The sequence below is a fragment of the Nonomuraea sp. NPDC003727 genome (assembly GCF_053586935.1).
On sequence record NZ_JBSFNE010000027.1, the window covers coordinates 11377 to 37729 of the forward strand.

Below are 26353 nucleotides of genomic sequence, written 5' to 3' on the forward strand. Positions count from 1 at the left end.
ATTCCCTTCATGCCGTCGTGGCGAGAGAGGCGATCGGGGCGGTCAGGAGGGCGCGGGGATCGGTGCCCGGCTCCGTGGCGGCCTGCAGCACGGCGCACCGGGCGGTGTGTCCCTCCGGGTGCGCCTGATGTCGCACCGCGATCACGTAGCGGGCGTGGCCGGAGCTGAGCCACGACTCCGCGACCGTCAGAGCTGTGTCGACGGTGTCGTCGTCGGCCGCCGCGAAAACCAGCGACGGTCCGCGCAGGCCCCATTGGATGCAGGTGAGCCCGGCCAGGATGCCCGGGTTGGCGCCGGCGAAGCGCAGTGGCGAGACCCGGCCGCGGGTGGTCGCCTGAGTTGCGAGGGCCCTGGAGGTCGGCAGGGGCCGGCTGCCGGTGAGCACGATCACCGCCACGTCGTTCCGGGCGGCGAGCACGTCCTCCCCGCAGCCGCTCTCGCCCAGGGCCGCCTCGACCGCCGCGGCGGTCAACCAGGCCACTGGGTCGGCGTAGAGGGAAGGGCGGTTGGCGGAGCGGGTGGTGGGATCCTCGACCGTGACTGCACCATGACCGGCGACGGCCGGAAGACCGGGCCAGGTGACCTCTTCTCCGGCCCTCCGCTCCTCGGACCTGCTCTCCGTTCCCGCCGTGCCCTCGCCGTGCGAGAACCGGACACAGGTGTTGAACCCGCCGAACCCCAGCGTCAGGCTGAGCCCTGCCCCGCCGTGCAACTCCTGCGCCGTGCCGTCCGCCAGCCGCAGCGTGAAGCCGGGCATCGGCGAGTCCAGTCCCGCGAGCGGCGGCGTCGCCCGGTGCCGCAGCGCCAGGATGGTGGCGATCGCCTCGATCGCGCCGGTGGCGCCCAGGCTGTGGCCCAGGGCGCCCTTCGTCCCGAAGACGACCGGATCGCGCTCGGATCCGGCGAAGAGCTCGTGCAGGCTGGTCGCCTCCACCTGGTCGTTGACAGGGGTGCCCGTCCCGTGGGCGCACACCACGGCGACGTCTCCGGTGCCGCCCGGGCATCGGCGCACCGCGGCGACCACGCTGTCACCGGTGGGATCGGGAGCGGTCAGGCCGGTGGCGTCGTTGGCGGAGCCCACGCCGTCCAGGCGGGCGAGGATGCGAGCGCCCCGGGCTCGAGCCGTCTCCTCCAGCTCCAGGACCAGGAACCCCGCGCCTTCACCGAGCACCATCCCGTCATGACCGGCGTCGAAGGCACGCAGCCCGGTCCTGCTCATCGTGCCGAGCGCCGAATGGCCCAGGCGCTTGGCCTCGCTCAGCACGTCGGCTCCACCCGCCACGCAGATCCCGGCCCTGCCACTTCGGAGCAGCGCCTCCGCGACGAGCAGGCTGTCGGCTCCCGCAGAGCAGGCAGTCGTCACACACAGCGGGGTACGCGGATGCCCGAGCCGGCGCGCGACCTCCTGGGTCCAGTGCCGTTCGGGCTCCTCCTCCGCGTCGAGCTGCCCTCCGAAACTGGTGCCGAGCACAAGCGTCACCGAGGGATCGTCCACCGCGACTCCAGCCTCAGCGAAGGCCTCGGCCAGCGTGCGGACAGCAAGGGCGATCTGCCGTTCTTCCGGAGCCAAGGACACATACGGCGGGCACGGCACCTGCCCGGCAAGCGACGTGCGGAGCCGGTGCGGCGAGCCGACCGGGACGACGCCGGTGGCGCCCGCACACAGCCGGCGCCACACCTCGTCGAGCCCGTCCCCGAGCGGCGTGGTCCACGCCATCCCGGTGACGACGACCACGGGCGCGTTCACCACAACTGCCGGCCCATCGCGCCGACCGTTGTCCGGGTGAGCGTCCCCTTGAAGGCTGCGACCGTCGCGCTGCCGACGGACGCGCGACACGAGAAGAAGAACGCGTCGCCACGCAGCCGATCAGCCCGGACATCGAAGACGACCTGGTCGCCGGGGACGACCGGCTTGGTGAAGCGGGCGGTGACAGAGCCGATGAGGGTAAGCTCGTCCTCGGCCAGCGGCCTGGTGCTCAGCAGGTAGAGGATGATGCCCGACTGGGCGAAAGCCTGCATGAGATGACTGCCCGGGTAGATCGCACGCTCCGGAAAGTGTCCCGCGATCGCGTCGAGGTTGCCGGAGACGGACAGCAGGCTCCTGAGGAACACCCCGGGCTCATGGTCGGTGACCCGGTCGATGTAGATCATCGGGTGACGGTGGCGCAGCCACTTCTTCATCTCGGTGAAGCCGAGCGTACGGTCGGCCGACGACTGATCCGCCTGCGGTGACGCCGTCTGGAGTTGCATGGGGCGGTCCTTTCTTTCTCCGCGGGAAGTCAGCTGACCATTTCCTCGTCTTTTTGGAGATGCTCCACCAGCGCCTGGACCCCGCCGAGCGTGGTGAAGTGCTCGGGGGAGAAATCGTCGTCGTCGATGGTGATCCCGAAGGTCTGCTCAATGCAGACCCGCAGCTCGACGTAGCCGAGCGAGTCGAGGCCGTAGACATCGCGCAGGCTGTCATCGGGCTGCATCCGCTCCGCCGGGATGTCGACGAGAAGCTCGGAGACGAGAATTCCCTTAATGGTCTGCAGGACGTTCACTGGTTTTCTCCAACAGGGTTGAATTCGTTTGTTAACGCGTCGACGAAGGCAGTGGAGTGCCTGGCCGCCACGAAATCCGGCTGGGCCAGCAGCCGCCGCAGCAGTGGGATCGTCGTGGCCATCCCTGGCCCCTCGACGGCGAACTCGGCCAGCGCCCGGTCGGCGCGGACGATCGCCTGCTCGCGCGTCGGCGCCCACACGATCACCTTGGCGAGCAGCGAGTCGTAGTCCGGCGGGATCACGTCGCCCTGGCCGAACCCGGAGTCGACCCGCACCCCGGGACCGCCCGGCGGGTGGTAGGAGGTCAGGCGGCCGGGCGTGGGGCGGAAGCCCGCCGACGGATCCTCGGCGTTGACCCGGCACTCGATGGCGGTGCCGGTCAGCGTGACCTGTTCCTGGGTGATGCCCAGGGGTTCACCGGCCGCGACGCGGATCTGCTCTCGCACCAGGTCGACACCGGTCAGCAGTTCGGTGACCGGGTGCTCCACCTGGATGCGCGCGTTGATCTCCATGAAGGTGATCTCGCCCGCGGCGTCGAGCAGGAATTCCATGGTTCCCGCCCCGGTGTAGCCGACACGGCGCGCCCCTGCCACGGCGTACACGCCGAGCCGCTCGCGAACCCGGTCCGGCAGGAGTGGTGAGGGCGCCTCCTCCACCAGCTTCTGGTTGCGGCGCTGCAGCGAGCAGTCGCGGTCGCCCAGGTGCAGAACGGTGCCGTGCGTGTCAGCCAGGAACTGGACCTCGACGTGGCGCGGGGCCTGGACCAGGCGTTCCAGGTAGACCTCGCCGTTGCCGAAAACCTGGCGTGCCAGGGCGGTCGTGCGCCGGTAGACCTCGCGCAGCTCGGCGCGGTCGCCCGCGGGCTCGATGCCACGGCCGCCACCACCGGCGGCGGCCTTGACGATGACGGGGTAGCCGATCCGCTCGGCCACCTCCTCGGCCTCGGCCTGCGTCGCCACGGGACCGTCGCTGCCCGGCAGGATCGGCAGCCCGGCCGCGGCGAGCAGGGCGCGGACCCGTGCCTTGTCGCCCACGCACTCCATCACCTCCGGGCTGGGCCCGATGAAGACGACCCCGTGGTCGGTGCAGATCCGCGCGAAGTCCGCATCCTCAGAGAGGAACCCGTAGCCGGGGTGGATGGCTTCGGCGCCGGTGCGCAGGGCGGCCTCGATGATCGCGGGCGGGTAGCGGTAGCTGCGCTTGGCCGGGGCCGGCCCGATGTGCACCGCCTCGTCGGCGTAGGCCACGAAGCGGGCGTCGCGGTCGGCCGTCGAATAGACGGCGACCGTCTCGATGCCCAGCTCGCGGCAGGTCCGTGCGATGCGGAGGGCGATCTCACCCCGGTTGGCGATGAGGATCTTGCTGAAGCTCACGGCTCCTCCGCCCTGATCCGCACCAGCGCCTGGCCGTACTCCACGGGCGTCGCGTCGCCGGTCACGACCTCGACCACCTCGCCCGCCAGGTCGCTCTTGACCGGATTCATCAGCTTCATCGCCTCGACGATGCCGACGGTCTGTCCCGCCCGCACGTGCTCCCCCACCTGGATGTACGGCGGGGCGCCCGGCTCCGGCGCCACGTAGAAGGTGCCGACCAGCGGGGCGGTGATCTCGTGCAGACCGGTATCGTCCGCTTCCGTTTCCTCCTCCGGCGCCGTCACCAGCGGCAGCGGGGCAGCGGGTGCGGTCCCGTGCGCCCACGAGATGTCCAGTGCCCACTCGCCCATCCGCAGCGAGAGGCTGGCCAGCGGACCCGACACGGTCTTGACGATGTTGCCGGCCTCTTCGCGCAGCAGGCGGAGGACCGCGTGCCGCTCGTCGGTGTGCTCAGTCATCGGCGATCATCCCCAGCACCCGGAAGCGTTCGTAGCGATGTTTGCGAAGCTCGTCGCCGCTCAGCCCGGCGAGCTCGCGCAGGGCCTGCCGTACACCGGCCTTGAGGTGTTCGGCCGCGGCGGCCGGGGCGGTCTGGGCACCGCCGGGCGGCTCGGGCACGATGCTGTCGACGATGCCCAGGCGGAGCAGGTCCGGTGCGGTGATCCGGAGCGCCTCGGCCATACGCGGGCCGTGGGACGGGTCGCCGAACAGGATGGTGGAGCAGCTCTCCGGGCTGATCACCGAGTAGACCGCGTGCCGGAGCATGAGCACCTGGTTGGCCACCGCCAACGCCAGCGCTCCTCCGCTGCCGCCCTCGCCGATCAGGACGGAGACCACCGGCACCGGCAGTTCCGACATGCCGGCCAGGCACTCCGCGATCGCCCAGGACTGCCCGCGGTCCTCGGCGCGGATCCCGGGAGCCGCGCCCTGCGTGTCCACGAGCGTGACCACCGGCAGGCCGAGCCTGCCCGCCAGCCGCATCAGCCGCAGCGCCTTGCGGTAGCCCTCCGGATGGGCCAGCCCGAAGTTCCTGGCGACCAGCTCGTCGGTGCTGTGCCCCTTCTGGTGCGCGATGATCATGACGGGGCGGCCGTCGAGGAGCGCTGGGCCGCCGACGATGGCCGGGTCGTCGCCCTCCAGCCGGTCGCCGTGGAGTTCGACGAAGTCCGTGCAGATCCGCCAGATGTAGTCCAGGGCGGTGGGGCGGCGGGTGTCGCGGGCCAGGCGCAGCGTCTCGTACGGCGTCGGCGCCTCCTGTGGTCCCCCCGGCGCCTCCTGCAGTTCTTCCAGTGGTCGCTCCCACGCGGTGACCTGGCCCGGATCCCGGGCCGAGGTCACCGCCAGCAGCCTGGCCAGCAGCGGGCGCAGGCCGTCCCTGGTCTCGACCCGGTCGATCAGGCCGCGGCTCTTGAGGTACTCGGCCGTCTGGAAGCCCGGCGGCAGTTCCTCCCGAGTGGCGGCGGCGATCACCCGGGGGCCGGCGAAGCCGACGCGTGCCCCGCGTTCGGCCACCAGGACGTCGCCGAGGGTCGCGAAGGAGGCGGTGACCCCGCCGAAGGTGGGATCGGTGAGCACACAGACGCTGAGCGGCCCGGCCTCACGCAGCGCGCGCATGGCCTGGGCGGTCTTGGCCATCTGCATGAGGGAGACCGCGCCCTCCTGCATGCGGGCCCCGCCGGAGGTGATGGCCAGGATCAGCGGGATCCGCTCGCGCAGCGCCGTCTCGCAGGCGCGGGCGACCGTCTCGCCGACGGCCGAGCCCATGCTGCCGCCCAGGAAGGCGAAGTCCATCGCCGCCACCACGACCCGCCGGCCGCCGATGGTGGCTCCGCCGTACAGGATGGCGTCCTGCAGTCCCGTACGGCTGCGCGCCTCGGCGAGCCGCTCGGGGTAGGGCCGCGAGTCCGCGAAGCCCAGCGGGTCGCCACCGCTGACCTGCGGCGCGGGGGTGAAGGAGCCGGGGTCGGCGATGGTGTCGATCCGTTCCCCGGCGGCGAGCCGCTGGTGGTGCCCGCACTCGGGGCAGACGCGGCGCGATCGCAGCAGCCGCGGCCGGTAGACGAGCGCGGCGCATTCCCGGCACAGCTCCCAGTCACCGGCATCCTTCGCTATGGCCATGAGCAAGACTCCTCGAGGTCGGTCAGGAGCGTCGGGGCGCGCTCAGCCGCGCGCCTCCGCTTCGATGGCTTCCTTGATCAGCTTCAGCTGCACGGCTGAGTTGGCGTTGACGCGGTCGGCCATGCCGGCGTCGTCAACCGGCATCTCCGGCTTCAGCTCGAAGTCCTGCACCCAGCGCAGCAGGACTCCCTCGTCGGTCTGGAGGTACTCCCAGAACAGGAACATGTACTTGAACGGCCCGAGCTCGACCCGCTGGGAGCGCACGGTCCTGGTGGCGGGGTCGGCGGTCCGGTCCGACACCCAGCTCCACACGACCCCGTTCTCGTCGGGGTGCATGGAGAGCCGGAACCGCACGGTGGTGTCGGTCCGGTGCAGGATCTCCGCCGCGCTGTACTCGCTGAACAGCTTCGGCCACGACTCGATGTCGTTGGTCATGTCCCACACGAGGTCCATGGGCGCGGCGATCGTGATGGCATTGTCGGTGTGTGCTGACATTTCAGGACCTCACTGCGTTGTCTGGGGTAGCGGCCATGAGGGCGTTGACGTAGTCGACGGCCTGCCGCGGCGTGCGCAAGTGCTCCATCGTCTTGTCCGAGATCTGGATGCCGTGCCGGCGCACCAGCTGGGAGACCAGCTCGTACTTGGCGAGCGAGTCGTAGCCGAGGGACTCGAACTCCTCATCGGCGTTGCTCTCGGTCAGTTCGTCGGCGTCGTCGACGCGCAACATCGACCGCAGGTCTTCGAGGGTGAAGACGCCGGTTGCAGGCTCTGACATGGTGTCGCTCTCTCCTCGTCGAATCGGTGAGTCGAATCGGTGAGTCGAATCGGTGAGTCGAATCGGTGAAGGGTCATGCGCCGAGCACGACGGCCGAGACGAAGCCGCCGTGCCCGCGGGCCACGACCATCGCGTGCCTGACCACGCACGGGCGCGGCTCGTTCAGCACGAGGTCGAGGTCGTAGAAATCGGGAACCGTGGTGGTCGCCGCCGTGTGGGGCACGCAGCCGTGGCGTATGGCGAGCAGGGCCGTGACCAGGTCGAGTCCGCCGCCCCCGGCGTGGAGCCGTCCGGTGAGCGCCTTCGGGACGGTCACCGGGACACCACCGCCGCCGAACACCTCGCCGATGGCCCTGGCCTCGTCGGCGTCGTCCGCGGGGACGGCCATCCCGTCCGCGAACACGACGTCCACATCTCGCGGCCCGATCCCGGCGTCGTCGAGGGCCCGCTCCATGGTCCGCCGCAGCGCCGACGGGCGGCCGGTCCACGGCGCCGGGTCGAAGCCCGCGGCGTGGCCGAGCACGGTGCCGCGGATCCGCGCCCCCCGCCGCCTGGCTTCGGCGGCGGGCTCCACGATGAGCATGGCGCCGCCCTCTCCTGGCACGTAGCCGGCCGCGGAGGCGTCGAACGGGCGGTAGGCATGCTCCGGTTCGTTCACGGTGGACAGGCGGCCCGAGGTGAGCTGGGCCGTCAGCCCGTAAGGGCACAGGGAGGCGTCGGTGCCGCCGACGATGGCGGCCTTCACCTCGTCCCTGACCAGGCGCCGCGCGAGCGCGACGGCATCCAGGCCGCCCGCCTGCTCCGCGCAGAGCACCCCGGCCGGCCCCTTGGTGCCGTGGCGGATCGAGATCTGCCCGGAGGTCGCCGCGTAGAACCAGGCGATGGACTGGTAGGGGCTGACCCACGAGGGGCCGTGCTGGTAGAGCCGCTCCATCTCCTTCTGGCCGAACTCCGTGCCGCCCGACGAGCTCGCCGTGACCACGGCCACCGCGTACTCGGGGAGCTCGGCCGGGTCGAGCGCGGCGTCCTGGAGCGCGGCCTGGGCCGCGCTCAGCCCCATCTGGGTGAAGCGGTCGGTCTCCCTCACGAACCGGGAGGGCATGGTGCCCCTCGCCACGTAGTCCTCCACCTGACCGGCGACGCGGACGGGGTAGGAGGCCGGATCGAAGCGGCTGATGGGACGGATCCCGCTGCGGCCTGTGAGGACCGACGACCAGTGCTGGTCCAGGCTCTGGCCGGTCGGCGCGACGACGGCCATGCCGGTGATCGCGAGCGTGCTCATGGGCGAACCGTTCCAGGTGCGGCCAGCAGGACGGCGGTCTGGAATCCGCCGAAGCCGCTGCCCACGTTGAGGATCACGTTCATGCGATGATCGCGGGCAACGAGCGGGACGTAGTCCAGGTCGCATTCCGGGTCGGGCACGTGCAGATTGGCCGTGGGCGGCACCACCTGGTGTTCCAGGGCGAGCACGCAGGCCGCCAGCTCGATCGAGCCGATCGCCCCCAGGGAGTGGCCGATCATCGACTTGATCGAGCTGATCGGCACCCGGCGGGCGTGGTCGCCGAGGCTGTCCTTGAAGGCCGCGGTCTCGTGCCGGTCGTTCTGCTTGGTGCCCGACCCGTGGGCGTTGATGTAGTCCACGGCGGTGGGGTCGAGCCGGGCTTCGCGCAGGGCGACGCGGATCGCCTCGGCCATCTCCCGGCCATCTGGGCGCAGGCCGGTCATGTGGAAGGCGTTGTTGCGCTGGCCGTACCCGACCAGCTCCGCCTGGATCCGGGCGCCGCGCGACCGCGCCCTGCTCTCCTCCTCGAGCACCAGGATCGCGGCGCCTTCGCCGAGGACGATGCCGTCGCGCCGGGCGTCGAATGGGCGCGAGGCGTGCTCTGGGTCGTCGTTGTTGGCCGAGGTGGCCTTGATCGCATCGAAGCACGCGTAGGTGATGGGTGACAGGGGCGCGTCGGTCGCGCCGGCGATGACGACGTCGGCCGAGTTCTCCTCGATCAGCCGGGCACCCATGCCGACGGCGTCCAGGCCGGACGTGCAGCCCGTGGAGACGAGCTGGACCGGCCCCTCGGCGCCCGCCTGCCAGGCCACCTCGGTGGCCAGGGTGCTGGGGACCATGTACCCGTACAGGTGCGGGACACCGTAGGTGTGGTCGACGAGCCACTGGCGGCCCTCGTCGGACAGGACCCGGTACTCCTCCTCCAGGGAGATCGTGCAGCCGACCGCGCTGCCGAGGCTGACCCCGACGCGGGCCGGGTCCACGCCGGACAGGTCCAGACCGCTGTCGGTGAGCGCCTCCCGCGTGCACACGACGGCGAACTGGGCGGCGCGGTCCATACGGCGCGTCTCGCGCTCGGTCAGGCCGGCCGCGCGCGGGTCGAAGTCGACCTCGGCGGCGAGCTGCGACCGGAACGGAGCGGGGTCGAACATGGTCAGGGTGCGGGTCGCGCTCTGGCCGCCGGCCAGCAGTTTCCAGAACGCGTCCCGCCCGACGCCACCGGGGGCGAGCACCCCCATCCCGGTGATGACGGCACGTCTCATCACGGCTCTCCCACTGACGGAAGGGGTTCCGTGTCGACGTGGCCGAGGTCGGGTCGCGGCGCCAGCGGCGAGAGATGGAACACGACGTGCGCCGTCGAGTCGCCCACGTTGGCCAGGCGGTGGCGTTGCCCGATGGGCACCAGGAACGAGTCGTCCGGGCCGAGGGCGATCGGCTCGTCCTCCACCTTCAACTCGAGCTCGCCCCGGATGACGTGGATGAACTCCTCCGAGTACGGGTGATAGTGCTCGCTCACGTACTCCCCGGGCTGCAGCAGCACGGAGCCGCCGAACCCCGACGTGGCGCCGCAGGTCTTCTGGCTCAGCGTCACCCGGATCTCGCCGCCGCGGTGGCGGTTGGGCGTGACGTCCGCGGCGTTGATGACCTTCGTGGTGGTTGTCATGTCTCAGGCCCCGTTCAGTGGTCGAGGGAGTGGCCGATGAGCAGGCACATGGGAGAGGTGGTGTTGATCGTCTCCGCCAGGCTGAGGCCGGAGCGCTCGAACAGCTCGGCCATCTCCGCCTTGGTGCGTTCGCGGCCGCCGCGCAGCACCAGCATCTGCAGGTCCAGGAAGGCCGCGCGCTTGTCGCCCGTCATGAGCTGCTCGACCACGACGATCCGGCCCCCGGGGCGCAGGGCGGCGCGGCAGGCCCGAAGGATCCTGGCGGCCGAGTCGTCGTCCCAGTCGTGCAGCACCCGGTTGAGCACGATGGTGTCGGCCTGCTCCGGCAGCGACTCGAGGTAGTCGCAGTCCACCACGTCCAGCCGGTCGCCGAGCCCGGCCTCCCGCGCCTTCTCGCGGACCTTGGCGGTGACCGCGGGCCGGTCGAGCAGGACCCCGGTCAGCGACGGGTCGCCGGCGAGGATGTCGACCAGCAGGGTGCCGTGGCCGCCGCTGACGTCGGCGATCCGGCCGGCGTCGGAGAAGTCGTAGGCGTTCAGGATCGTCCGGTTGAGGAAGCGGGACAGACCGGTCATCGCCTGGTCGAAGAGGACCCCGTCCTCGGGCGACATGGTGTCGAGGAAGGCCGGCAGGCTCGTGCCGACTACCTGGTCGAGAGCCGGCTTGCCGTGCCGTACCGAGTATTCGAGCTGCGACCACGCCTGCCACTGCCAGTTCGAGCCGAACAGGCGGGCGACGGCTCCGACGGAGTGCGGGTGGCCGTCGGCCAGCACGGCCGACAGCGGTGTCTGCTGGATCTTGTCCTCGCCGGTGCGGGCGAAGAAGCCGACCGTGCTGAGCGCCGAGATCAGCCGGCCCAGCGCCGCGGGATCGCAGCCGCACTCGGCGGCGAGCTCGGCGAGCGTGCGCGGCCCATCACCGAGCTGCTCGGCGATCCGCAGCTGCGCCGCGACCTGCAGGGCACGCGCGATCCACATCCCGTTCAGGAGCTCGAGTACGGCGAGCGGGGCGAAGTGCCCCTGCTGCTCCGCCTCCTCGGGCTCCTCCTCGACCGTCTCAGCCCGCGGCGGGATGTTCTGGTTTCCGGAGAAGACGTTGGCCGGGTCGTAGCGCCGCTTGAGCTCTACCAGCCGCTCGTACTTCTCTGGCCCGAAGGCGGCCTTGATCCGGTCCCCGCCCTCCTTGCCGATGAAGTTGAGGTAGGCGCCGCCGGTGCTGTACGGCTGGATCGCCCGGTGGAACTCGCGGGTCCAGGAGATCTGCCGCTCGGAGTCGGCCGGGTCCTCCCACATGGACAGGATGTGGATGTTGAAGGGCGCGTCGCGCTGGCCGAAGGCCATGGCGTCGTTGTCGACGCGGGCCAGCGCGCCGCCCAGCGGCATGAGGATCGTCTGCGTGAAGCGGGAGGGCACGCTCTGTGTGAAACGCACGATGTGGTCGATCGCCTCATCGGGCAGTTCAGCGAGGAACTCGGCCTTCCAGTAGTTCTGCATGCCGTCGTGGGTGCCGGGCTCCAGCAGCCCTTGCAGGTCGGTGTAGGCGATGGGCGCGACCATGTCACGCACGGGCGGGCCGAACTCGCGCAGCGGCCTGAGCACCTCCTCGCCCTCCTCGATGGGGCCGAAGTAGGACAGGACCGCGCCCACGACGGGCTTGCCGCGCGCGAACTCGGGGACGAACGGCTCGTCCGGCGCGGAGATGAAGGCGAGCCCGGCGCCGACCTCGTCCGGCGCCGTCGCCATGAAGTCGCGGAAATGCCGGATGAGGTCGGCGATCTGGAACGGCGGGTACATGACGAGCCCGCCGAGAACCTGCGGTCCGACCGGGTGGAGCTGGAACTCGAACTCGGTGACCACGCCGAAGTTGCCGCCGCCGCCGCGCACGCCCCAGAACAGCTCCTGGTTCTCCGTCTCCGAGGCTCTGAGCACCTTGCCGCCGGCGGTGACGATCTCCACGGAAGCGAGGGAGTCGCAGCTGAGGCCGAGCTTGCGCTCCAGCCAGCCGCTCCCGCTGCCGAGGGTCAGCCCGGCCACTCCCGTGCCGCGGACCCGCCCGCCGGTGACGGCCAGTCCGTACTTCTGCGCGGCGGCGTCGAACTCACCCCAGTTCGCGCCGCCCCCGACCCGGGCGCGCCGGCGGTCGGGGTCGATGGTGACGGAGTTCATGGGCCGCAGGTCGAGGCAGACCGAACCGTCGAGGACGGCGTCGCCCGTCACGCCGTGACCCCCGGCCCGCACAGACAGCGGCAGGCCCTGCCGCCTGGCGTGGGCGATTCCTTCGGCCACGTCGGCCGATGAAGCGCAGCGGATGATCAGGTCAGGTCGGCTGTCGATCATGCCGTTGAACACCTTGCGGTATTCGTCATAGTGCGGATCACCGGGCCTGACCACGCTGCCCTGAATGCGATGGTCGAGGGTCGACTCGTCAGAAGGCATGATTCTCCCTGGGACGGAGGGGGCTAGTGGAGAACGCGTATGCCATTCAGACGCGGGTGGGCATCGCCTGATACAGGAAAATATTCGGTATCTACGGCGGGGCTGCCCCGTCTGTAGGGCATGCCTTACACGCCGAGCGTCAGCAACAACGGTTATGAGCCTGAGCGGCGCCTGGAGCCTGAAGACCCGGCATACGCGGGCCAGGCCGCCTACACCCCATTCTTTCTGAAATACGTCTACGATCCGCTCGTCATCCGTTTCCAGAACAGGTTCACCTGGCGCTGTCCCAGCAAAGCCCTGCTCGCGCTTTATCGCGGGAACGCGTCGAGCGACCATCTCGACGTCGGCCCCGGGACGGGGTGGTACCTCAACAAATGCAGGTTCCCGGCCGCGGAGCCGAGAATAGCCCTGCTGGACGTCAACTCCGACGTTCTCCGCCGCGCCGCCGAGCGAATCGCCCGGCACCAGCCGCAATGCATCCGGGCCGATCTGCTGAAACCCCTCTCGCTGCGGAAAAGGCAGTTCGACTCGGTCGCCCTCGTCCATGTCCTGCACTGCCTGCCGGGCAACATCCAGGACAAGGCGCAGGTCTTCGACCAGCTCGCGCCGCTGCTCAGGCCGGGCGGCAGGCTGTTCGGCTCGACCATTCTCAGCCTCGGCGTGCCCCAGACCAGGCTGTCGCGTTCGCAGTTGGGCTACATGAACAAAATGGGCATCTTCGCCAACGAGCAGGACTCCCTGGAGGATCTCGAAAACGCGCTGGCGAAGCGGTTCACCCATGTCACGCTACACACCCGTGGCAGCGTCGCGCTGTTCTCGGTCACTGTCTAAGGAGGAATGCCGGATGACCGTTCGCATGATGCTCTTCTCGACCGTGGACGCGGAGCGGGAGCGCGAATTCGAGGCCGCGTTCAGCAAAGTCAGGGAACGCGTCGCCACCATGCCGGGGCACATCAGGGACGAGCTCCTCCGGCTGGAGGACACGGCCGGATCCTATGTCCTGGTCAGCGAATGGGAAAAACGCGAGCAATTCACCGCATGGCTGGAGTCGCCCGCCCACGACAGCATGACGGCGGAGATGCGGCCGTTCTTCCTCCGGCCCAGTGAGATGCGGTTCTATTCGCTCCGAGTCCCCTCTCCGCGAGGCTGATCCCATGCGCTTGATCGACCTGAGCATGACCATTGCCCAGCACCCTGACGACCCGGGCGTCCGGGATATCGACCGGTGGACTCACGACAGCGGTCCGGAACGGCTGGGCAATGCCGCGAAATCGCTGATCCAGCAGATCGCCGAACGCGAGGGAATTTCTCCCGTGCCTTTCCTGGAAAGGGAGCATTTTCCCGACGGCGTGTTCATGAGCAACGAGATCGTCACCCTCAGCGTGCACGGTGGTACCCATGTGGACGCTCCATATCACTACGGGCCGTCGTCGGCGGGCCGGCCGGCCAAGACAATCGAGGAGGTGCCGCTCGAGTGGTGCTGCGGCCCTGGGGTGCGGCTGTCGTTCCGCGACAAGAGGGCACTCGAGGTCATCACCGCCGACGACGTCCGGCGAGAGCTGGACCGGATCGGCCACCGGCTCAGGCCGCTCGAGGTGGCCCTCATCGAGACGGGCTGGAGCGAGCGCTGGCCGGACCCCGAGTACTACTCCGCGCACCCGGCGATGTCCCCCGAGGCGATCGAGGTCATCGTCGACCACGGCGTGAAGCTGATCGGGGTCGACACCGCCGGTTTCGACCTGCCGACCGCCCACATGATCGAGCAGTTCGTGAAGACGGGCGACTCCCGGCACCTGTGGCCCTGCCACATGTTCGGGCGCGAGCGCGAGTATCTGCAGATCGAACGCATGGCCGGCCTGGGCCGGCTCCCCGGGCCCACGGGCTTCACGGTGTTCTGCGCCCCGGTCCGGGTCCAGGGCGCCGGCGCCGGCTGGGCGCGGCCCGTCGCATTGATCGACCAGTGAACGGCGCGAGGAGTCAGTCACCATGCTCGACCGAGAAGGCACCCTGGCCGACTACGTCAACGTGCGCGACGGTGTGCAGCTGTTCTGCCGCCATGCCGGTCCGCGTACGGCGGAGCGACTGCCCGTGATCATGCTGCACGGCAACCGCGACAACCACTCGCACTACGCCGACCTACAGGAGCTGCTCAGCCCGGACCATCACACCGTCGCCGTGGACTTCCGCGGCCACGGCCTGTCCTCGACGCTGGACGTCCCGCCGAGCGCGACGCTGTTCGCCGACGACATCGAGCAGCTGATCCTGCACTACGGCTGGGAGAAGGTGGTCCTGGCCGGGCACTCGCTCGGCTCGGCGGTGGCCATCACGCTGGCCGGCCGGCGGCCCGACCTGGTGGGCGGGCTCGTCCTCATGGGGTCGGCGGCTTCCTTCAGCCTGCCCTTCCGGCGGCCGGAGCAGGTGCCGACCAAGGAGACCTGGGCCGAGTACGTGCGCGAGGCCAACACCCGCGCCGTTCCCTTCTTCTTCCACGACAAGCATCCGGACGTCGCCAGGCGGGTCAGCGCCGCCTGGTCCGCCATCACCTTCGAGGTGCACCAGAACCTCGTCAGGATGCGCCATCCGGATCTGGAGGAGACGATCCGCGGGCTCACCGTCCCGGCCCTGGTCATCGCCGGCGAGCATGACAGATGCACCACCGTCGAGCAGGCCCAGTGGATCCAGCGGCACCACCGCGACGCACGGCTGCGCGTGATCCAGGAGACCGCGCACTTCATGTACATGGAACGCCCGGGGGCGGTGGCGGAGGAGATCCGCGCCTTACTGCTCGGCCTGACGTGACATCCTCCCGCAAAAACGGGTGATGGGGCGGCCGCGGCCGCCCCATCACCCGCTCAGGCCGATTCCCTCCGCCGCTCCGGCGAATCCCCGGCCATGCCCATCGACTCCCGCAACCGGGCGATGACACGCAGCCGGGTGGGCCCGATGCTGCCCACAGGCATTCCCATCCGCTTCCCGATCTCCACGTAGGACAGGGGCGGATCGGCGACGAGCAGGTTCAGCAACTGGCGGTGCCGGCTGCTCAGACCCTTGAGTGCGCGGGCCAGCGCACGCTTGCGTTCGTGGGCGGCGGCCTCTTCGATCCAGTCGTAGCTGACCGTGTGTGCCGCGTCGAAGAAGCTGGGCCAGTCGTCGAACAGCACCAGGGGCCGCGACCGCCGGATGACGTTCACGCACTCGTTCCTCGACGTGGTGGCGATCCAGCCGGCCAGCGACCGCGTGTTGCGGATGCTCTTGATGTGCTGGAGGAGCTTCAGCCAGACGACCTGGTTCACATCCTCGGCGTCCTGACTCTGGAGCCCGTGTCTGCGCGCTATCAGCTGGACCAGCGGGAGGAAACGGCACAGAAGGCTGTTCCACGCCCACTGGTTGCCGTCCCTGGCCAGCTTGACCAGCTCTTCCAGACGGCGGTCGTTGCGGAAATCCTCCTTGCCTTCACCGGCGTACTGCGCTTTCCCCGGTAAGGAACCCGGTAAGGAACATGGCGCAGCCGCCGAAATCCGTTTTCTGCGGTTCAAAGCAACCCCTCGATCTCCCCGTGACGACACCTGGCCCCACTAATCGGCCAAATCCCCATGTGTCGCCTGTTGTAAAATCTGCCACTCGGCTACCAGTCTCATGCCGGAAAGCGCGAAATGTCAATCGTTGTGTGAATGAATTCAGCCAAACGCCTCGCCCGGCGATACGTGCTCTCATCTGCGAATACTCCGCAAAGAAAGGATGAAACCGGGCAGCACAATAACCCGTCCGATCTGCGAATGAGCAGATTCAGCGGGTCATGTAGAAATTCGTACGTGTTCGCGGAATTCCGCGAAATCAGGCCGAGACCCGTTCATTCCATTCGATGTGGTGATGGTGCATCCAGCCAAGGGAGGCTCCGCCATCGCCGGCGTAATATTTGAGCATCACCGGCATGATCATGTCGCGGATCATTCGCGTGACCGGCCCCACCGATTTGAAGGTTGACCATTTGGCGCCCGTGGCGACCACCCGCTCCACCCGCTCACGGCGAAGCGCCTCGTAGGCGCGGAACGCCTGCCGGACATCGGGCAGGTCACGCAGGCAGCGGCCGAGCTCGACCGAGTCCTCGATGGCCATCGACGCCCCCTGCCCGGCCGCCGGCGACGTCGCGTGCGCCGCGTCGCCGACGATGATCATGCGATCGCGGTGCCAGCGCGACACCGTGGGGATGTCGTGGAACGGCCACGCCGCGAGCTCGTGATCGGTGGCCTCGACGATCTTCCGGGCCGGTCCTGGATCCACGCCAAGCAGGTCGGCGAGCACCGCCCGCCAATGGGCGTCGCCAAGCTGTCGCAGCTCGTTCTGGCTCGGCTCGTTCGGGTACGGCGGGTTGGCGAACCACCACACCTCACCGCCCGGGGCTACGGTGTAACCGAAGAAACAACGCCGGCCGAAGACCATCTGATACTCCCCTGGCGGCACGTCGACCACCCCGGCCCTGGCATAACCGCTGATGTAGAGGTTGGGGATGTACCTGGCCGGCGGCGCGGCGGGATCGATCAGCGCACGCACCCTGGACTTGATGCCGTCCGCCCCGACGAGCAGATCGGCCTCACGCCTGGCGCCGTCCTCGAAGACAGCCGTTATGCCGCCGTCCTCGCCACTCATACCGACCAGCCGCCGGCCGTACTCAAATCCGATCCCGCGCCGCAACGCCTCGTCCCTCAGCGCCCCGCACAGGTCGGCTCGCCGGATCGTGCGCCCGACCGTCCCGTCGGCCAGCGGGAGGCCGGTGCCCGCCACGCCCAGGGAACGCCCGGTCCCGCTGCGGAAACGCATCTGCGGGGTGTCGAATCCCAGCCCGTCAAGGCACTTGTCCGCGTCGATCGCGCGTAAGGCGTCAATGCCGTTGACGTGCAGGATCACAAACGCGCCCACCCCTTCCGAGCCGCTGGGATGCGACTCGTAGACGACCGGTTCGAACCCCGCCAACTGCAGGGCCATCGCCACGGTCGGGCCCGCCACGCCTGCTCCGATAACTGCGACAGTCTTCATGATCCGTCTCCTCTGGTGAGGGATCGTGGAGTGGTCGTTCGGTCGCACAGGTCCAAGGGACTGCAGTCGCCGCCGACGCTGATCGCATCGCGACGGCGATCGAAGGGATACGTATCAGACGTGTCGGGGGCGTTCCAGATACGCATGGTTCGCCGATTCCCTCCATCCGGCGCCGGTTTTCCGGCCGCGCGATGTTGTGGACCTCAGACTCTTGCCTCCTACGACTACTCTCGCGAGACTAGTCGCGTGTCGTCAATACGCATCTTCATCCTCAGCGCGTTGTCGGAACGCGGCCCCATGCACGGGCACCACCTACGCCTCCTGTCCGAGGAGGAGCACCTCGACCTGTGGACCGACATCACCACCGGCGGGCTCTACGGTGCGATCAAGCGCCTCGCCGCCGAAGGACTGATCGAGGAGATGCTCAAGGAGACGGTGGGCTCCTACCCGACGCGCAAGATCTGGCGGATCACCGAGGCAGGTGCCCAGGCCCTGTCATCGCTCAAGATCAGCGGGCTGCGTGAAATCGTTCTCCGGCCCGACCCGTTCGACCTCGCCCTCACCCGGCTCGACCCGGACCGGCTCGATGGCCTGGAGTCCATCATCGCGGCCCGCCTCACCTCGCTGGAGGCGATGCTCACCGACTACGAGGCGCACATGCATACAGTCGCCCGCTACCTGTCCATGGCGGAGTCCCTCGCCATGCGGCACCACGTCGTGCGGCTGCGAGCCGAGATCGCCTGGCACCAGGAGCTCGTGGCGCAGCTGCCTCAGCTGATCCTCGACGAGAAAGCCCGGAGGAACTCGCATGACCCAGCAACATGAAACCCCGGTGACCACCCGTTCCACCTGGCTGGCGCTGGCCGTCCTGCTGGCGGGCGCCTTCATGGCGTTATTGGACAGCACCATCGTCAACGTCGCCATTCCGACGATCTACACCAGCCTCAACGCGTCGGAGGCCACGCTGTCCTGGGTACTGTCCGGCTACATGCTCGCGTACGGCCTGGCGCTGATTCCCGCGGGCCGCCTCGGCGACCGGTACGGCCACAAGCCGGTCTTCATCGCCGGGCTGGTCCTGTTCACGCTCACCAGCGTGGCCTGCGCGCTCGCCCAGAACGACCTGCAGCTCAACCTCGCGCGCGCCGCCCAGGGACTCTCGGCCGGCATCTTCTACACCTCCATCACCGCCTTCATCCACCTGATGTTCCCCGGCAGCCTCCGCGGCAAGGCCCTGGCGATCATGGGAGCGGTCATCGGCGTCTCCAGCGCCATGGGCCCGCTCGCGGGAGGCCTGATCATCGAGGCCTTCGGCGCGGAGAACGGCTGGCGCTACATCTTCGGCGTCAACCTCCCGATCGGCGTCATCGCCGTCCTCGCCGCATTCTGGCTGCTCCCCTCCGCCGGCAGGACCGAGGAGGACGACCGGGCCGACTGGGCCGGCCTCGTCATCCTCACCGTCGCGCTGGTCGTCCTGCTCGTCCCGCTCGTCGAGGGCCACAGCCAGGGCTGGCCGCTGTGGTCCTACCTCGTCTCGTTGCTCAGCGTGCCGATGCTCGGCGTGTTCGCCCTCTGGGAGCGCCGCGTGGCCAGGCGCGGCGGCAACCCCCTGGTCCCGCCGCACCTGTTCACCAGCCCCGCCTTCACCGGCGGCGTCGTGCTGGCCCTGGTCTATTTCGCCGCGTTCACCAGCATCTTCTTCACCATCTCGCTGCTGTGGCAGGCGGGGCTGGACGCGTCGGCCCTGGAGTCGGGCCTGCTGCTGATGACCTTCGCGATCGGCACCATCATCGGGGCCGCACAGAGTGACCAACTCGCCGCTCGCTTCGGCCGTACCGTGCTCATCATCGGCCTGGCCCTCGTGACAGCGAGCATGACCGCCATCCTGATCATCCTGGCTGTGGTCCCGCCCGGCAGCCTGCGGGGCTGGACGCTCGTCGCGCCGCTGGTCGTCGGCGGCATCGGCAGCGGGCTGTTCATCCCGCCCAACATGGACTTCATCGTCGCGACCGTCTCGCGGCGCGACGCCGGCGCCGCCAGCGGGGTCATCGGGACCATGCAGCGGGTCGGCAGCGCCATCGGCATCGCCGTGACCGGGCGGGTCCTGTTCGACACCCTGGACTTCACCACCGGTGGTTCCCCCGACGTGGTCTTCACCCGGAGCGCCACGTACGCCATGGGCGCCAGTGTCATGTTCGCGCTCGTCGCCATGGCACTCGTCTTCGCCCTGCCCAAGCACAGCGACGACGCCCCCGACTCCGCCAAGGGAAAGGAGCCCCTCCATGCTGCGTAACCGTATCTTCGCCTGGCATCTGGAGCTGAAGAACGTGCACCAGCGCCTGGAGAAGGCGCTGGAGGAAGCCAGAAAGGCCATCCGCGAGGGCAATCGTGCCTCCGCACTCAAGCCTGAACTGCGTGAGTTCTGCTACACGTTCTGCTCGGCGATGGGCAGCCATCATCGCAGCGAGGACGCCGAGTTCTTCCCTGCCCTGCTCGAGCAGATGCCTGAGCTGGAGCCCATCATCACCCAGCTCACCCGCGAGCACGAGGTCCTCTCACAGCTCCTGGCCGATTTCCAGCGGGCCCTGGACTCCTCCGAGTCGTCGCCGCAGGAGCTCTTCCGGCAGATAAACGAGATCAAGGGTGCTATGAAGGCGCACTTCGGCTTCGAGGAGGGGTCGCTGAAACGTGCGCTGCGCGTCCTCGATGCTCCGGAGAGCGACAAGCAGCGGATGTTCGGTGACGCCTAGTCTAGTCGCAGCCCGGAGAAACGCCATCGGACGGGCAGTCCGCCACCGCCCGTCCGATGATCAATCGCGCGCATGGCCGCATTCTTGGACCGTTCGAACGCCTCATCCACGACCTGCCACCATCGTGAAGATCACCAACAGCATCCGGGGAAAGCGTCAGAGCCACAATCGCGTTGCCCCGTCACGTGGTCGGGGGCCGCAGGCCGAGCCACTGCTCGGCGTCCCAGGCCTGGAACCGCTCGACCTCGGTGAACCCCAGCTTTGCCGCGAGGCGCATCGAGCTGACGTTGGCGCTCTGGGTGGTGAGCACCACCGGCTCGCCGGGAAGGACGCCGTCAAACCAGTCGAGTGCCGCCGCGCACGCCTCGGCAGCGTACCCTTGCCCCCAGGCCTTCGACAGGAACAGGTAACCGAGATCGGCCTTCCCCACAGCAGCCGGGCGACGGTGCCCGGCTGCTCTCCTGAGCAGGATCTGGCCGATCATCGCCCCGTCGAGCTCGACGACGAAACTCCCGGGCCATCGCTCGGGCACCTCGGGCATCTCACGCTCAAGCTCGTCACGCGGGCGGGGACCGCCGAGGTAGGTGTGCACCTCTGGCGAGGCGAGCAGCTCGATGAACGTTGCACGGTCCCGCCCCTCCGGCTCACGGAGCACGAGCCGCTCGGTCCTGATCAGCTCAGGCGGCCAAGCCACATGTCCTAGATCTGACATGCGCGCAGGCTGACAACCCTGGAGGACGACGTTCAACGTGGGCATGAACGCGCGCCTGATACTCAATGCCGCATCGACGCAGTGGGTTCGTCGAAGACCATGGTGTGCCCGAGTGGCCAGCCGGGGTCGCCGGTGCGGGCGAAGCGCACCCAGGCGGCGTGCATCGCGTCGGCCACGGCCTGCGGCGCGCCTGGCCCTGCGGTGCGTTCGACGCCGGGCGCGTCGAGCACGTCGAAGACGAAGGGCAGGTCGAGGTTGTGCACCGCGCCCACCCGTCCGCCGCCGACCGGGCTCTCGACGGGCGACTCCCACCGGAACTCGTAGGCGTAGGCGGGCCTGGCCTCCCGGATCCAGCGCGTCTCGCGGGTGAACAGGTGCTGGGTGAAGGCCCGTCCGACGCGCTCGGCGGGTGTGAGGCCGGGTTCGTCGACCTGGACGCCGAGGTGGTCGAGCGCGGCCTGCGCGGCGGCCTCGTCGAGGTCGGCGGCCAGGCGGCGGACGAACACGTCGGCCTCCTGGGAGGTGCAGCCGACCAGCAGTGGAAGGTGCCCGCTCGCGCCCGCGCGCAGGGCGGCCAGCGGGACGGCCGGGATCAGGTCGCCGTCGACGACCGGCTTGACCGGCACCGACTCGTTCAGCCCGCCGGAGTCGCCGGTCAGCGGCGGCGGCTGTTCGGCGACGAGCGCCTCGGGGGACAGCCCGGCGAAGGAGGATCTGGTCGGGTCGATCCGCAGCCGGGCGGCGAGCGTCCTGGCGTAGTCGCGCGCCTCCTGCTCGGTGGCGACCAGGTTGGCCGAGCCGCTCATCACGATCGCGCGCCGGAACAGCCCTTCGGCGCGGGGCATCGTCAGCAGGGTGGCGACGGCGGCGGCGCCCGCCGACTGTCCGGCGATCGTCACGTTGCCGGGGTCGCCGCCGAAGGCCGCGATGTTGTCGCGTACCCATTCCAGCGCGGCCAGCCAGTCGAGGACACCCCGGTTGAGCGGGGCGTCCTCCAGGGCCAGGAAGCCCTCGAAGCCGAGCCGGTAGTTGATGGCCACGCAGACCACGCCGTCGCGGGCGAAGCGGGGGCCCTGGTGCCAGGCCGCCCCGTTGCCGCCGATGGAGAACCCGCCGCCGTGGATCCAGACCAGGACGGGCAGCCCGGCCCGGCCGGTCTCAGGGGTGCGCACGTCGAGGTTGAGGCAGTCCTCGCCCACCTCGAAGACGTCGGGCGCGTACAGGCCGATGTCCTCGCCGGCGGCCTGCGGGGCGGCAGGGCCCCGCGTGACGGCGGGCCGTACGCCGTCCCACGCGGGTGGCGGGACGGGCGCGCCGAAGCGGTGCTCGCCGAAGGGCGGGGCGGCGTACGGCACGCCGAGGAAGGCGAGCACGCCCTCCTCGGCCCTGCCCTCGACCAGCCCGCAAGTGGTTCGCACGATCATGCGCGGCGCCATCCGGCCGTCCCTTCGACGATTCTGATCGCCGCCCGGGTGAGCGGCTCGAGGCTGGCCTCGTGCACCTTGTCGAGGGTGTCGGCCGAGTCGAACAGGTACATGGGAGCCGACAGGAAGTGCACGAGCGGCACCCCTTCGGGGTGGAAGAAGGCCCCGTCGGTGGGCGGCATCGGGGAGAACACGTCCGGCGGCAGCACGAACGAGCGTCTCAGGTCCTCCGCGACGAGGGCCGCCGCCACCAGGCTCTCCAGCTCCGGCTTCCTGGTGGTGAACCACCAGCCGGGTTCGGGGTCGCCGGTGGGCACCAGTTCGCCGTCCACGACCACGCACCGCCGGGCGGCGTGCTCCAGGTGGAGCTGGAGTACCACGTCGCCCAGCAGCCCGCGGTTCTCCTCGATGAAGGCCCGGGTGCCCGCGGCGTGCGCCATGTGACCTGCGGTCAGCAGGAAGATCAGGTTGTGCGGCCGGTCCCGTTCGGGCACGCCCGCCCAGTACTGGGCGGCGGCCAGCACCAGCGCGATCCCCGAGGCGTCCTCGACGGCCGAGGCCCATGGCGCGTCGTGGTGCGAGCCGATGATCACCCACTGGCCGGAGCGGCCGGGGAGCGTGCCGATCACGTTGTGCGAGACGGCCGGGCCCGTCTCCGACTCGACGGTGAGCGTGCCCGTGCAGGGTCCCTCGTCGACCAGGGCGAGCACCCGCCGCGAGTCGCCGCCCGACAGCCAGACGGCCGGCAGGTCGCGGTGCACGGCGTCGTAAGGCACGTAGTAGTCGCGTGTCTCCCACGGCACCCCGGTCAGCGCCCCCGCGAAGGCGGCGGCGCCGCCGTCCATGACGCCCTGGATGACGTCGAGGTAGTCGAGCTGGAACGGCAGCGTCTGGACCAGCTCGTCGAAGACGCCCTCGGGGTCGTGCACGGCCGTCGCCTGGTCCCTGAGGTAGGACTGCGGCAGCTCGGTGAAGGTGTACTCGGGCACAACGATCGCGCCCGGCACGACCTCGCGGCTGACCGGCGCGCTCACGGTCGCCTTCGGCGTGGTGTACGGCAGGGCGGACGCCGCCACCCGCACGACTCTCGACGGGTCAGCGTCCAGGCGCACCACCAGGTCCGCCGTCACCGGCCGCCAGACGGGCAGCTCGACCGGCGCCAGCCGTACGTCGCCGAGCCCGAACCCGGTGAAGAGCTCGGCGGCCCACGCGGCGGTCCAGTCGTCGGCCGGGTAGCCGGGACGCCTGATGCCCCGCGAGGTGACCGTCTCGATCCACTCCATCATCCGTGCGGTGTCCGGGATCATCGTTTCAGCCCTCCGAAGGTGAGCCCGGCCACGTAGTAACGCTGCAGCGCCACCATCAGGATGAACGGGGGCACGGCGGTGACCAGTGCCGCGGTGGTGGTCAGGTGATAGTTGAAGCCGGCCTCGCTCTGGAAGCTGGCCAGCCCCACCGGCAGCGGCCACAGCTCCTGCTCGTTGGCCACGATCAGCGGCCACAGCAGGTTGTCCCACTGCGCCAGGAAATGCACGAGGAACAGGGTGATGAGCGCGGGCTTGAGCAGCGGCACGGCGACGCGCGCGAAGATGCGGAACTCCCCCGCGCCGTCGACCCGCGCGGCCAGCAGCAGCTCCTTCGGGATGCCGAGGGCGAACTGCCGCACCAGGAAGACGCCGAACGCGCTGATCATGCCGGGCACCATCATGCCCTGGAAGGTGTTGACCCAGCCGAGCTCCTTCACGATGAGGAAGACGGGGATGACCAGGACCATCGGGGTGAGCGCCAGCGTGCCGACCACCAGCGCGAACAGGACGCGGCGGCCGGGGAAGGACAGCTGGGCCATCGCGTATCCCGCGGCGGCCGAGAAGATCACGTCCAGGACGCCGGTGCCGACGCACAGGATGAGGCTGTTGCGCAGGTAGGTGGGCAGGTTGCCCTCGCCGAACAGCAGCCTGATGTTCTCGGGCAGGTGGAAGCCGTTGAAGACCAGCCCGCGCAGGTCGGTGTCGTCGGGCGCCGAGGCGACGACGAGCATGGCGTAGACCGGCAGCAGCATGAACCCGACCGCGACGATCAGCCAGACGGTGCGCAGGATGGTTCCCGCTCTCATTCGTCGCCTCCCTTCAGGAACCCGAACTGCAGCGCCGAGACGATCACCATGGCGACGAGCAGCACCATGCCCATGGCGGCGGCGTAGCCCATGTGCTCGTAGGGGAAGGCGTTGGCCCAGATGTAGTACGGCAGCACCTGGGTGGCGTCGGCGGGCCCGCCGCCGGTGAGCAGGAAGGCGGGCACGAAGGCCTGCATCGATCCGGCCACCGAGATGACCAGGACGAACAGCAGGGTCCTGCGCAGCAGCGGGAGCGTGATCCGGGTGAACGTGGTCACCGCCCCTGAGCCGTCGATGGCGGCGGCCTCGTACACCTCGCCGGGCAGCGCCTGCAGCCCGGCGGTCAGGATGATCACGAACAGCCCCATGCTCTTCCAGACGACCATCACGACCAGGGCCCAGATGGCCAGGCCGGAGCTGGTCAGCCAGGACTGCGGATCGATCCCGACCAGGCCGAGGAGGGTGTTGGCCAGGCCGCGGTCGGAGTAGATGATCACCCAGACCATGGACGTGGCGGCGAGCGGCATCACGGCCGGAATCATGACGAGCGCTCTGAGCCGGCGGTTGAGCCGTCCCGGCTTGCTCAGCGGCACGGCCACCAGCAGGGCCAGCACGATCGTCGGGACCACCGTGCAGACCGTGTAGACGACGGTGATCCACGCCGAGTTGAGGAAGCCGGGGTCGGCGAACATGCGCTCGTAGTTGGCGAGGCCGATCCAGTTGGGCGTCCCTGCCATCTCGTAGTCGGTGAAGCTGAGATAGATGGCGGCCAGGAACGGGACGAGCCAGAACACGACGAAGAAGACGGCCACCGGGAGGGTCAGCGCCACGCCCGCCGTGGCCTGGGGCCGGGCGCTGACCCTGCCGAGCACGCTCACAGGACCAGCCGCACGGTGGAGTCGAAGGTCGCCGCGGCCTGGGCGGGGGTCGACTTGCCGTGGGCGACGGAGTCGACGGCGCCGGCCGCGGCCTTCGCCAGTTCGAGGGCGCCGGGGATGATCGGGCCGAAGTCGACATGCGGGAGGCCGTCGGCGACGATCTTCATGATCTCGGACCTGCCGCGCGGCCCGGCGTCGCGCCAGCCCCTGGCCGGGATGATGATGCCGTTGTCGAGGTTGGCGGCCACCGACGGGGCGCCCTGCAGGTAGTTGATGAGGTGCCAGGCGGTGAACTGGTTGGGCGAGTCCTTGGCCACGCCCCAGCCCCAGGTGTAGGCGGGAACGACGGGCGGGCCGCCGGCCCAGGTGGGCATGGGCGCGACGCCGTACTGCTTGCCGAAGGTGAGCTTGTCCTTGCCCAGCTTCTCCAGCGCGGGGCCGAGGAAGGCACCGCTGACGACCATGGCGGCCTCGCCGGAGTAGAACAGGCCGAGCGCGCCCAGCGGGTTGGAGAGCTTGGGGTTGCCGATCCCCGACATGTACGTCAGGGCGTTGAGGCCCTGCTCGGTGGACAGCGACGCCTTCGTGCCGCCCGCCGTGACGAGCTCGCCGCCCTTGCCCCTGACGAGGGCGGTCAGCGTCATGAGGGCCCACTGGGGGTCGCCGTAGAGCCACTGCAGGCCGACTCGCCTGCGGTCCTCGGAGGTGAGCTTGGCGCTGTACTCGGCGACCTCCTCCCAGGTCGCCGGGGGCCTGCCGGGGTCGAGTCCGGCCTCCTCGAACCGGTCCTTGCGGTAGTAGAGCATGCAGGGGTTGAAGTCGATGGGCACGCCGTAGGGCACGTCCTGGTAGGTGAGCGGGGTGGTCGTGCCCGGCTCGTAGTTCTGTAGCGAGAGCGCCCTGGTGTCGACGGGCGCGAGCCGCTTCTTCCTGGCGTGCGCGGGGAAGCTCCAGTGGCCGATCTTGAAGACGTCGGGCGGGGCGCCGCCGCTGAAGGCGGTCAGCAGTTTGGCGTCGAGCTGGCCCACGGGCAGGTGGAGCAGCTTCACGTCGACCTTGAACTCGGCGATGTAGCGGTGCACGAGCTCCTGGAACTGCCGGCCGGTGTCCTGCGAGCCGTGCAGCCAGACGGTGACCTCGCCGTGCGGCCTGCCGTCCGCGGCCTGCTGCCGAGGCTGGTCCTTGCCGCATCCGGCGAGCAGGGTGAGCGCGCCGGCGGCGAGTAGCCCACGCCGCGTCGGATCCGCCATGGTGGT

The 26353-nt window shown here is 69.7% G+C and carries 27 protein-coding genes; 7 read left to right on the top strand and 20 right to left on the bottom strand.

Translation table 11 applies throughout. From position 1 onward, the window contains the following. Positions 1–7 precede the first annotated feature (7 nt). The 12 genes from ACWDLG_RS40250 to ACWDLG_RS40305 all read right to left on the bottom strand — a co-directional run bounded on the left by ACWDLG_RS40250 (position 8) and on the right by ACWDLG_RS40305 (position 12189). Complete coding sequence (locus ACWDLG_RS40250) at positions 8–1747, bottom strand: beta-ketoacyl synthase N-terminal-like domain-containing protein (protein ID WP_449930148.1); 1740 nt, start codon at positions 1745–1747, stop codon at positions 8–10. Then, a complete protein-coding gene (locus ACWDLG_RS40255) occupies positions 1744–2250 on the bottom strand; it encodes a 3-hydroxyacyl-ACP dehydratase FabZ family protein (RefSeq protein WP_449930150.1) in 507 nt (168 codons plus the stop codon). The genes ACWDLG_RS40250 and ACWDLG_RS40255 overlap by 4 nt, the downstream gene beginning before the upstream one ends. Before the next feature lie 29 nt (positions 2251–2279). After that, positions 2280–2543 (bottom strand): acyl carrier protein, encoded by a 264-nt coding sequence (locus ACWDLG_RS40260; RefSeq protein ID WP_449930152.1) that lies wholly within the window; start codon positions 2541–2543, stop codon positions 2280–2282. Next, the gene (locus ACWDLG_RS40265) at positions 2540–3916 is read right to left on the bottom strand and encodes an acetyl-CoA carboxylase biotin carboxylase subunit (RefSeq protein ID WP_449930154.1); all 1377 of its coding nucleotides are present in this window, start codon (positions 3914–3916) and stop codon (positions 2540–2542) included. Before ACWDLG_RS40265 ends, ACWDLG_RS40260 begins: the two co-directional genes overlap by 4 nt. After that, a complete protein-coding gene (locus ACWDLG_RS40270; protein WP_449930156.1) occupies positions 3913–4374 on the bottom strand; it encodes an acetyl-CoA carboxylase biotin carboxyl carrier protein in 462 nt (153 codons plus the stop codon). The genes ACWDLG_RS40265 and ACWDLG_RS40270 overlap by 4 nt, the downstream gene beginning before the upstream one ends. Next, complete coding sequence (locus ACWDLG_RS40275; protein WP_449930158.1) at positions 4367–6034, bottom strand: acetyl-CoA carboxylase carboxyltransferase subunit alpha; 1668 nt, start codon at positions 6032–6034, stop codon at positions 4367–4369. The genes ACWDLG_RS40270 and ACWDLG_RS40275 overlap by 8 nt, the downstream gene beginning before the upstream one ends. A gap of 42 nt (positions 6035–6076) precedes the next feature. Then, positions 6077–6529: an SRPBCC family protein gene (locus ACWDLG_RS40280; RefSeq protein ID WP_449930160.1), complete on the bottom strand. Its 453-nt coding sequence runs from the start codon at positions 6527–6529 to the stop codon at positions 6077–6079. A gap of 1 nt (position 6530) precedes the next feature. After that, positions 6531–6809, bottom strand: a complete 279-nt coding sequence (locus ACWDLG_RS40285) for a phosphopantetheine-binding protein (protein WP_449930162.1) — start codon at positions 6807–6809, stop codon at positions 6531–6533. A 73-nt stretch (positions 6810–6882) separates the two neighbouring features. Then, positions 6883–8091, bottom strand: a complete 1209-nt coding sequence (locus tag ACWDLG_RS40290; protein ID WP_449930164.1) for a ketosynthase chain-length factor — start codon at positions 8089–8091, stop codon at positions 6883–6885. Then, positions 8088–9356, bottom strand: a complete 1269-nt coding sequence (locus tag ACWDLG_RS40295) for a beta-ketoacyl-[acyl-carrier-protein] synthase family protein (protein ID WP_449930166.1) — start codon at positions 9354–9356, stop codon at positions 8088–8090. The genes ACWDLG_RS40290 and ACWDLG_RS40295 overlap by 4 nt, the downstream gene beginning before the upstream one ends. Further along, positions 9353–9754, bottom strand: a complete 402-nt coding sequence (locus ACWDLG_RS40300) for a cupin domain-containing protein (protein ID WP_449930168.1) — start codon at positions 9752–9754, stop codon at positions 9353–9355. Before ACWDLG_RS40300 ends, ACWDLG_RS40295 begins: the two co-directional genes overlap by 4 nt. A 14-nt stretch (positions 9755–9768) precedes the next feature. Then, complete coding sequence (locus tag ACWDLG_RS40305) at positions 9769–12189, bottom strand: methyltransferase (protein WP_449930170.1); 2421 nt, start codon at positions 12187–12189, stop codon at positions 9769–9771. 120 nt (positions 12190–12309) lie between these two features. On the opposite strand from ACWDLG_RS40305, the gene ACWDLG_RS40310 reads away from it, so the two are divergent. The 4 genes from ACWDLG_RS40310 to ACWDLG_RS40325 are packed head-to-tail and all read left to right on the top strand — an operon-like array spanning position 12310 to position 14988. Beyond that, complete coding sequence (locus ACWDLG_RS40310; protein ID WP_449930172.1) at positions 12310–13020, top strand: class I SAM-dependent methyltransferase; 711 nt, start codon at positions 12310–12312, stop codon at positions 13018–13020. 13 nt (positions 13021–13033) lie between these two features. Then, on the top strand, positions 13034–13339 hold the full coding sequence (locus ACWDLG_RS40315) for an antibiotic biosynthesis monooxygenase family protein (RefSeq protein ID WP_449930174.1): 306 nt from the start codon (positions 13034–13036) through the stop codon (positions 13337–13339). A gap of 4 nt (positions 13340–13343) precedes the next feature. Next, positions 13344–14153: a cyclase family protein gene (locus ACWDLG_RS40320; protein WP_449930176.1), complete on the top strand. Its 810-nt coding sequence runs from the start codon at positions 13344–13346 to the stop codon at positions 14151–14153. A 22-nt stretch (positions 14154–14175) separates the two neighbouring features. Further along, positions 14176–14988 carry an alpha/beta fold hydrolase gene (locus tag ACWDLG_RS40325; protein WP_449930178.1) on the top strand — a complete coding sequence of 271 codons (813 nt, stop codon included), beginning with the start codon at positions 14176–14178 and terminating at the stop codon, positions 14986–14988. A gap of 53 nt (positions 14989–15041) precedes the next feature. Here the strand turns inward: ACWDLG_RS40325 and ACWDLG_RS40330 are convergent, their stop codons facing one another. Next, on the bottom strand, positions 15042–15725 hold the full coding sequence (locus tag ACWDLG_RS40330) for an RNA polymerase sigma factor (RefSeq protein WP_449930180.1): 684 nt from the start codon (positions 15723–15725) through the stop codon (positions 15042–15044). A 298-nt stretch (positions 15726–16023) separates the two neighbouring features. Further along, positions 16024–17223, bottom strand: coding sequence for an FAD-dependent oxidoreductase (locus ACWDLG_RS40335; protein ID WP_449930182.1), 1200 nt, complete (start codon positions 17221–17223; stop codon positions 16024–16026). 246 nt (positions 17224–17469) lie between these two features. Here ACWDLG_RS40335 and ACWDLG_RS40340 point away from each other — a divergent pair, with 246 nt between their 5' ends. From ACWDLG_RS40340 to ACWDLG_RS40350, 3 genes are read left to right on the top strand one after another with little or no spacing between them, the layout of a single operon-like run. After that, a complete protein-coding gene (locus ACWDLG_RS40340) occupies positions 17470–18048 on the top strand; it encodes a PadR family transcriptional regulator (RefSeq protein ID WP_449930184.1) in 579 nt (192 codons plus the stop codon). Further along, complete coding sequence (locus tag ACWDLG_RS40345; protein WP_449930186.1) at positions 18032–19513, top strand: MFS transporter; 1482 nt, start codon at positions 18032–18034, stop codon at positions 19511–19513. Before ACWDLG_RS40340 ends, ACWDLG_RS40345 begins: the two co-directional genes overlap by 17 nt. After that, positions 19503–19970 carry a hemerythrin domain-containing protein gene (locus ACWDLG_RS40350; RefSeq protein ID WP_449930188.1) on the top strand — a complete coding sequence of 156 codons (468 nt, stop codon included), beginning with the start codon at positions 19503–19505 and terminating at the stop codon, positions 19968–19970. Before ACWDLG_RS40345 ends, ACWDLG_RS40350 begins: the two co-directional genes overlap by 11 nt. A gap of 181 nt (positions 19971–20151) precedes the next feature. Here the strand turns inward: ACWDLG_RS40350 and ACWDLG_RS40355 are convergent, their stop codons facing one another. From ACWDLG_RS40355 to ACWDLG_RS40380, 6 genes are all read right to left on the bottom strand, one after another. Next, complete coding sequence (locus ACWDLG_RS40355; protein ID WP_449930190.1) at positions 20152–20664, bottom strand: GNAT family N-acetyltransferase; 513 nt, start codon at positions 20662–20664, stop codon at positions 20152–20154. 80 nt (positions 20665–20744) lie between these two features. After that, a complete protein-coding gene (locus ACWDLG_RS40360) occupies positions 20745–22106 on the bottom strand; it encodes a carboxylesterase/lipase family protein (protein WP_449930192.1) in 1362 nt (453 codons plus the stop codon). Further along, entirely contained in the window at positions 22103–23413 is a 1311-nt protein-coding gene (locus ACWDLG_RS40365) for a M28 family metallopeptidase (RefSeq protein ID WP_449930194.1), read from the bottom strand. The genes ACWDLG_RS40360 and ACWDLG_RS40365 overlap by 4 nt, the downstream gene beginning before the upstream one ends. Next, positions 23410–24219, bottom strand: a complete 810-nt coding sequence (locus ACWDLG_RS40370; RefSeq protein WP_449930196.1) for a carbohydrate ABC transporter permease — start codon at positions 24217–24219, stop codon at positions 23410–23412. The genes ACWDLG_RS40365 and ACWDLG_RS40370 overlap by 4 nt, the downstream gene beginning before the upstream one ends. Beyond that, positions 24216–25097, bottom strand: coding sequence for a carbohydrate ABC transporter permease (locus ACWDLG_RS40375; RefSeq protein ID WP_449930198.1), 882 nt, complete (start codon positions 25095–25097; stop codon positions 24216–24218). Before ACWDLG_RS40375 ends, ACWDLG_RS40370 begins: the two co-directional genes overlap by 4 nt. Beyond that, complete coding sequence (locus ACWDLG_RS40380) at positions 25094–26347, bottom strand: ABC transporter substrate-binding protein (RefSeq protein ID WP_449930200.1); 1254 nt, start codon at positions 26345–26347, stop codon at positions 25094–25096. The genes ACWDLG_RS40375 and ACWDLG_RS40380 overlap by 4 nt, the downstream gene beginning before the upstream one ends. Positions 26348–26353: the final 6 nt, after the last annotated feature.

Coding starts and splice junctions, on each gene's coding strand:
- ACWDLG_RS40270 (WP_449930156.1), bottom strand. CDS start 4,374: ATGACTGAGCACACCGACGAGCGGCACGCGGTCCTCCGCCTGCTGCGC.
- ACWDLG_RS40350 (WP_449930188.1), top strand. CDS start 19,503: ATGCTGCGTAACCGTATCTTCGCCTGGCATCTGGAGCTGAAGAACGTG.
- ACWDLG_RS40335 (WP_449930182.1), bottom strand. CDS start 17,223: ATGAAGACTGTCGCAGTTATCGGAGCAGGCGTGGCGGGCCCGACCGTG.
- ACWDLG_RS40275 (WP_449930158.1), bottom strand. CDS start 6,034: ATGGCCATAGCGAAGGATGCCGGTGACTGGGAGCTGTGCCGGGAATGC.
- ACWDLG_RS40280 (WP_449930160.1), bottom strand. CDS start 6,529: ATGTCAGCACACACCGACAATGCCATCACGATCGCCGCGCCCATGGAC.
- ACWDLG_RS40370 (WP_449930196.1), bottom strand. CDS start 24,219: ATGAGAGCGGGAACCATCCTGCGCACCGTCTGGCTGATCGTCGCGGTC.
- ACWDLG_RS40315 (WP_449930174.1), top strand. CDS start 13,034: ATGACCGTTCGCATGATGCTCTTCTCGACCGTGGACGCGGAGCGGGAG.
- ACWDLG_RS40305 (WP_449930170.1), bottom strand. CDS start 12,189: ATGCCTTCTGACGAGTCGACCCTCGACCATCGCATTCAGGGCAGCGTG.
- ACWDLG_RS40255 (WP_449930150.1), bottom strand. CDS start 2,250: ATGCAACTCCAGACGGCGTCACCGCAGGCGGATCAGTCGTCGGCCGAC.
- ACWDLG_RS40320 (WP_449930176.1), top strand. CDS start 13,344: ATGCGCTTGATCGACCTGAGCATGACCATTGCCCAGCACCCTGACGAC.
- ACWDLG_RS40380 (WP_449930200.1), bottom strand. CDS start 26,347: ATGGCGGATCCGACGCGGCGTGGGCTACTCGCCGCCGGCGCGCTCACC.
- ACWDLG_RS40365 (WP_449930194.1), bottom strand. CDS start 23,413: ATGATCCCGGACACCGCACGGATGATGGAGTGGATCGAGACGGTCACC.
- ACWDLG_RS40285 (WP_449930162.1), bottom strand. CDS start 6,809: ATGTCAGAGCCTGCAACCGGCGTCTTCACCCTCGAAGACCTGCGGTCG.
- ACWDLG_RS40345 (WP_449930186.1), top strand. CDS start 18,032: ATGACCCAGCAACATGAAACCCCGGTGACCACCCGTTCCACCTGGCTG.
- ACWDLG_RS40290 (WP_449930164.1), bottom strand. CDS start 8,091: ATGAGCACGCTCGCGATCACCGGCATGGCCGTCGTCGCGCCGACCGGC.
- ACWDLG_RS40310 (WP_449930172.1), top strand. CDS start 12,310: ATGCCTTACACGCCGAGCGTCAGCAACAACGGTTATGAGCCTGAGCGG.
- ACWDLG_RS40360 (WP_449930192.1), bottom strand. CDS start 22,106: ATGATCGTGCGAACCACTTGCGGGCTGGTCGAGGGCAGGGCCGAGGAG.
- ACWDLG_RS40325 (WP_449930178.1), top strand. CDS start 14,176: ATGCTCGACCGAGAAGGCACCCTGGCCGACTACGTCAACGTGCGCGAC.
- ACWDLG_RS40300 (WP_449930168.1), bottom strand. CDS start 9,754: ATGACAACCACCACGAAGGTCATCAACGCCGCGGACGTCACGCCCAAC.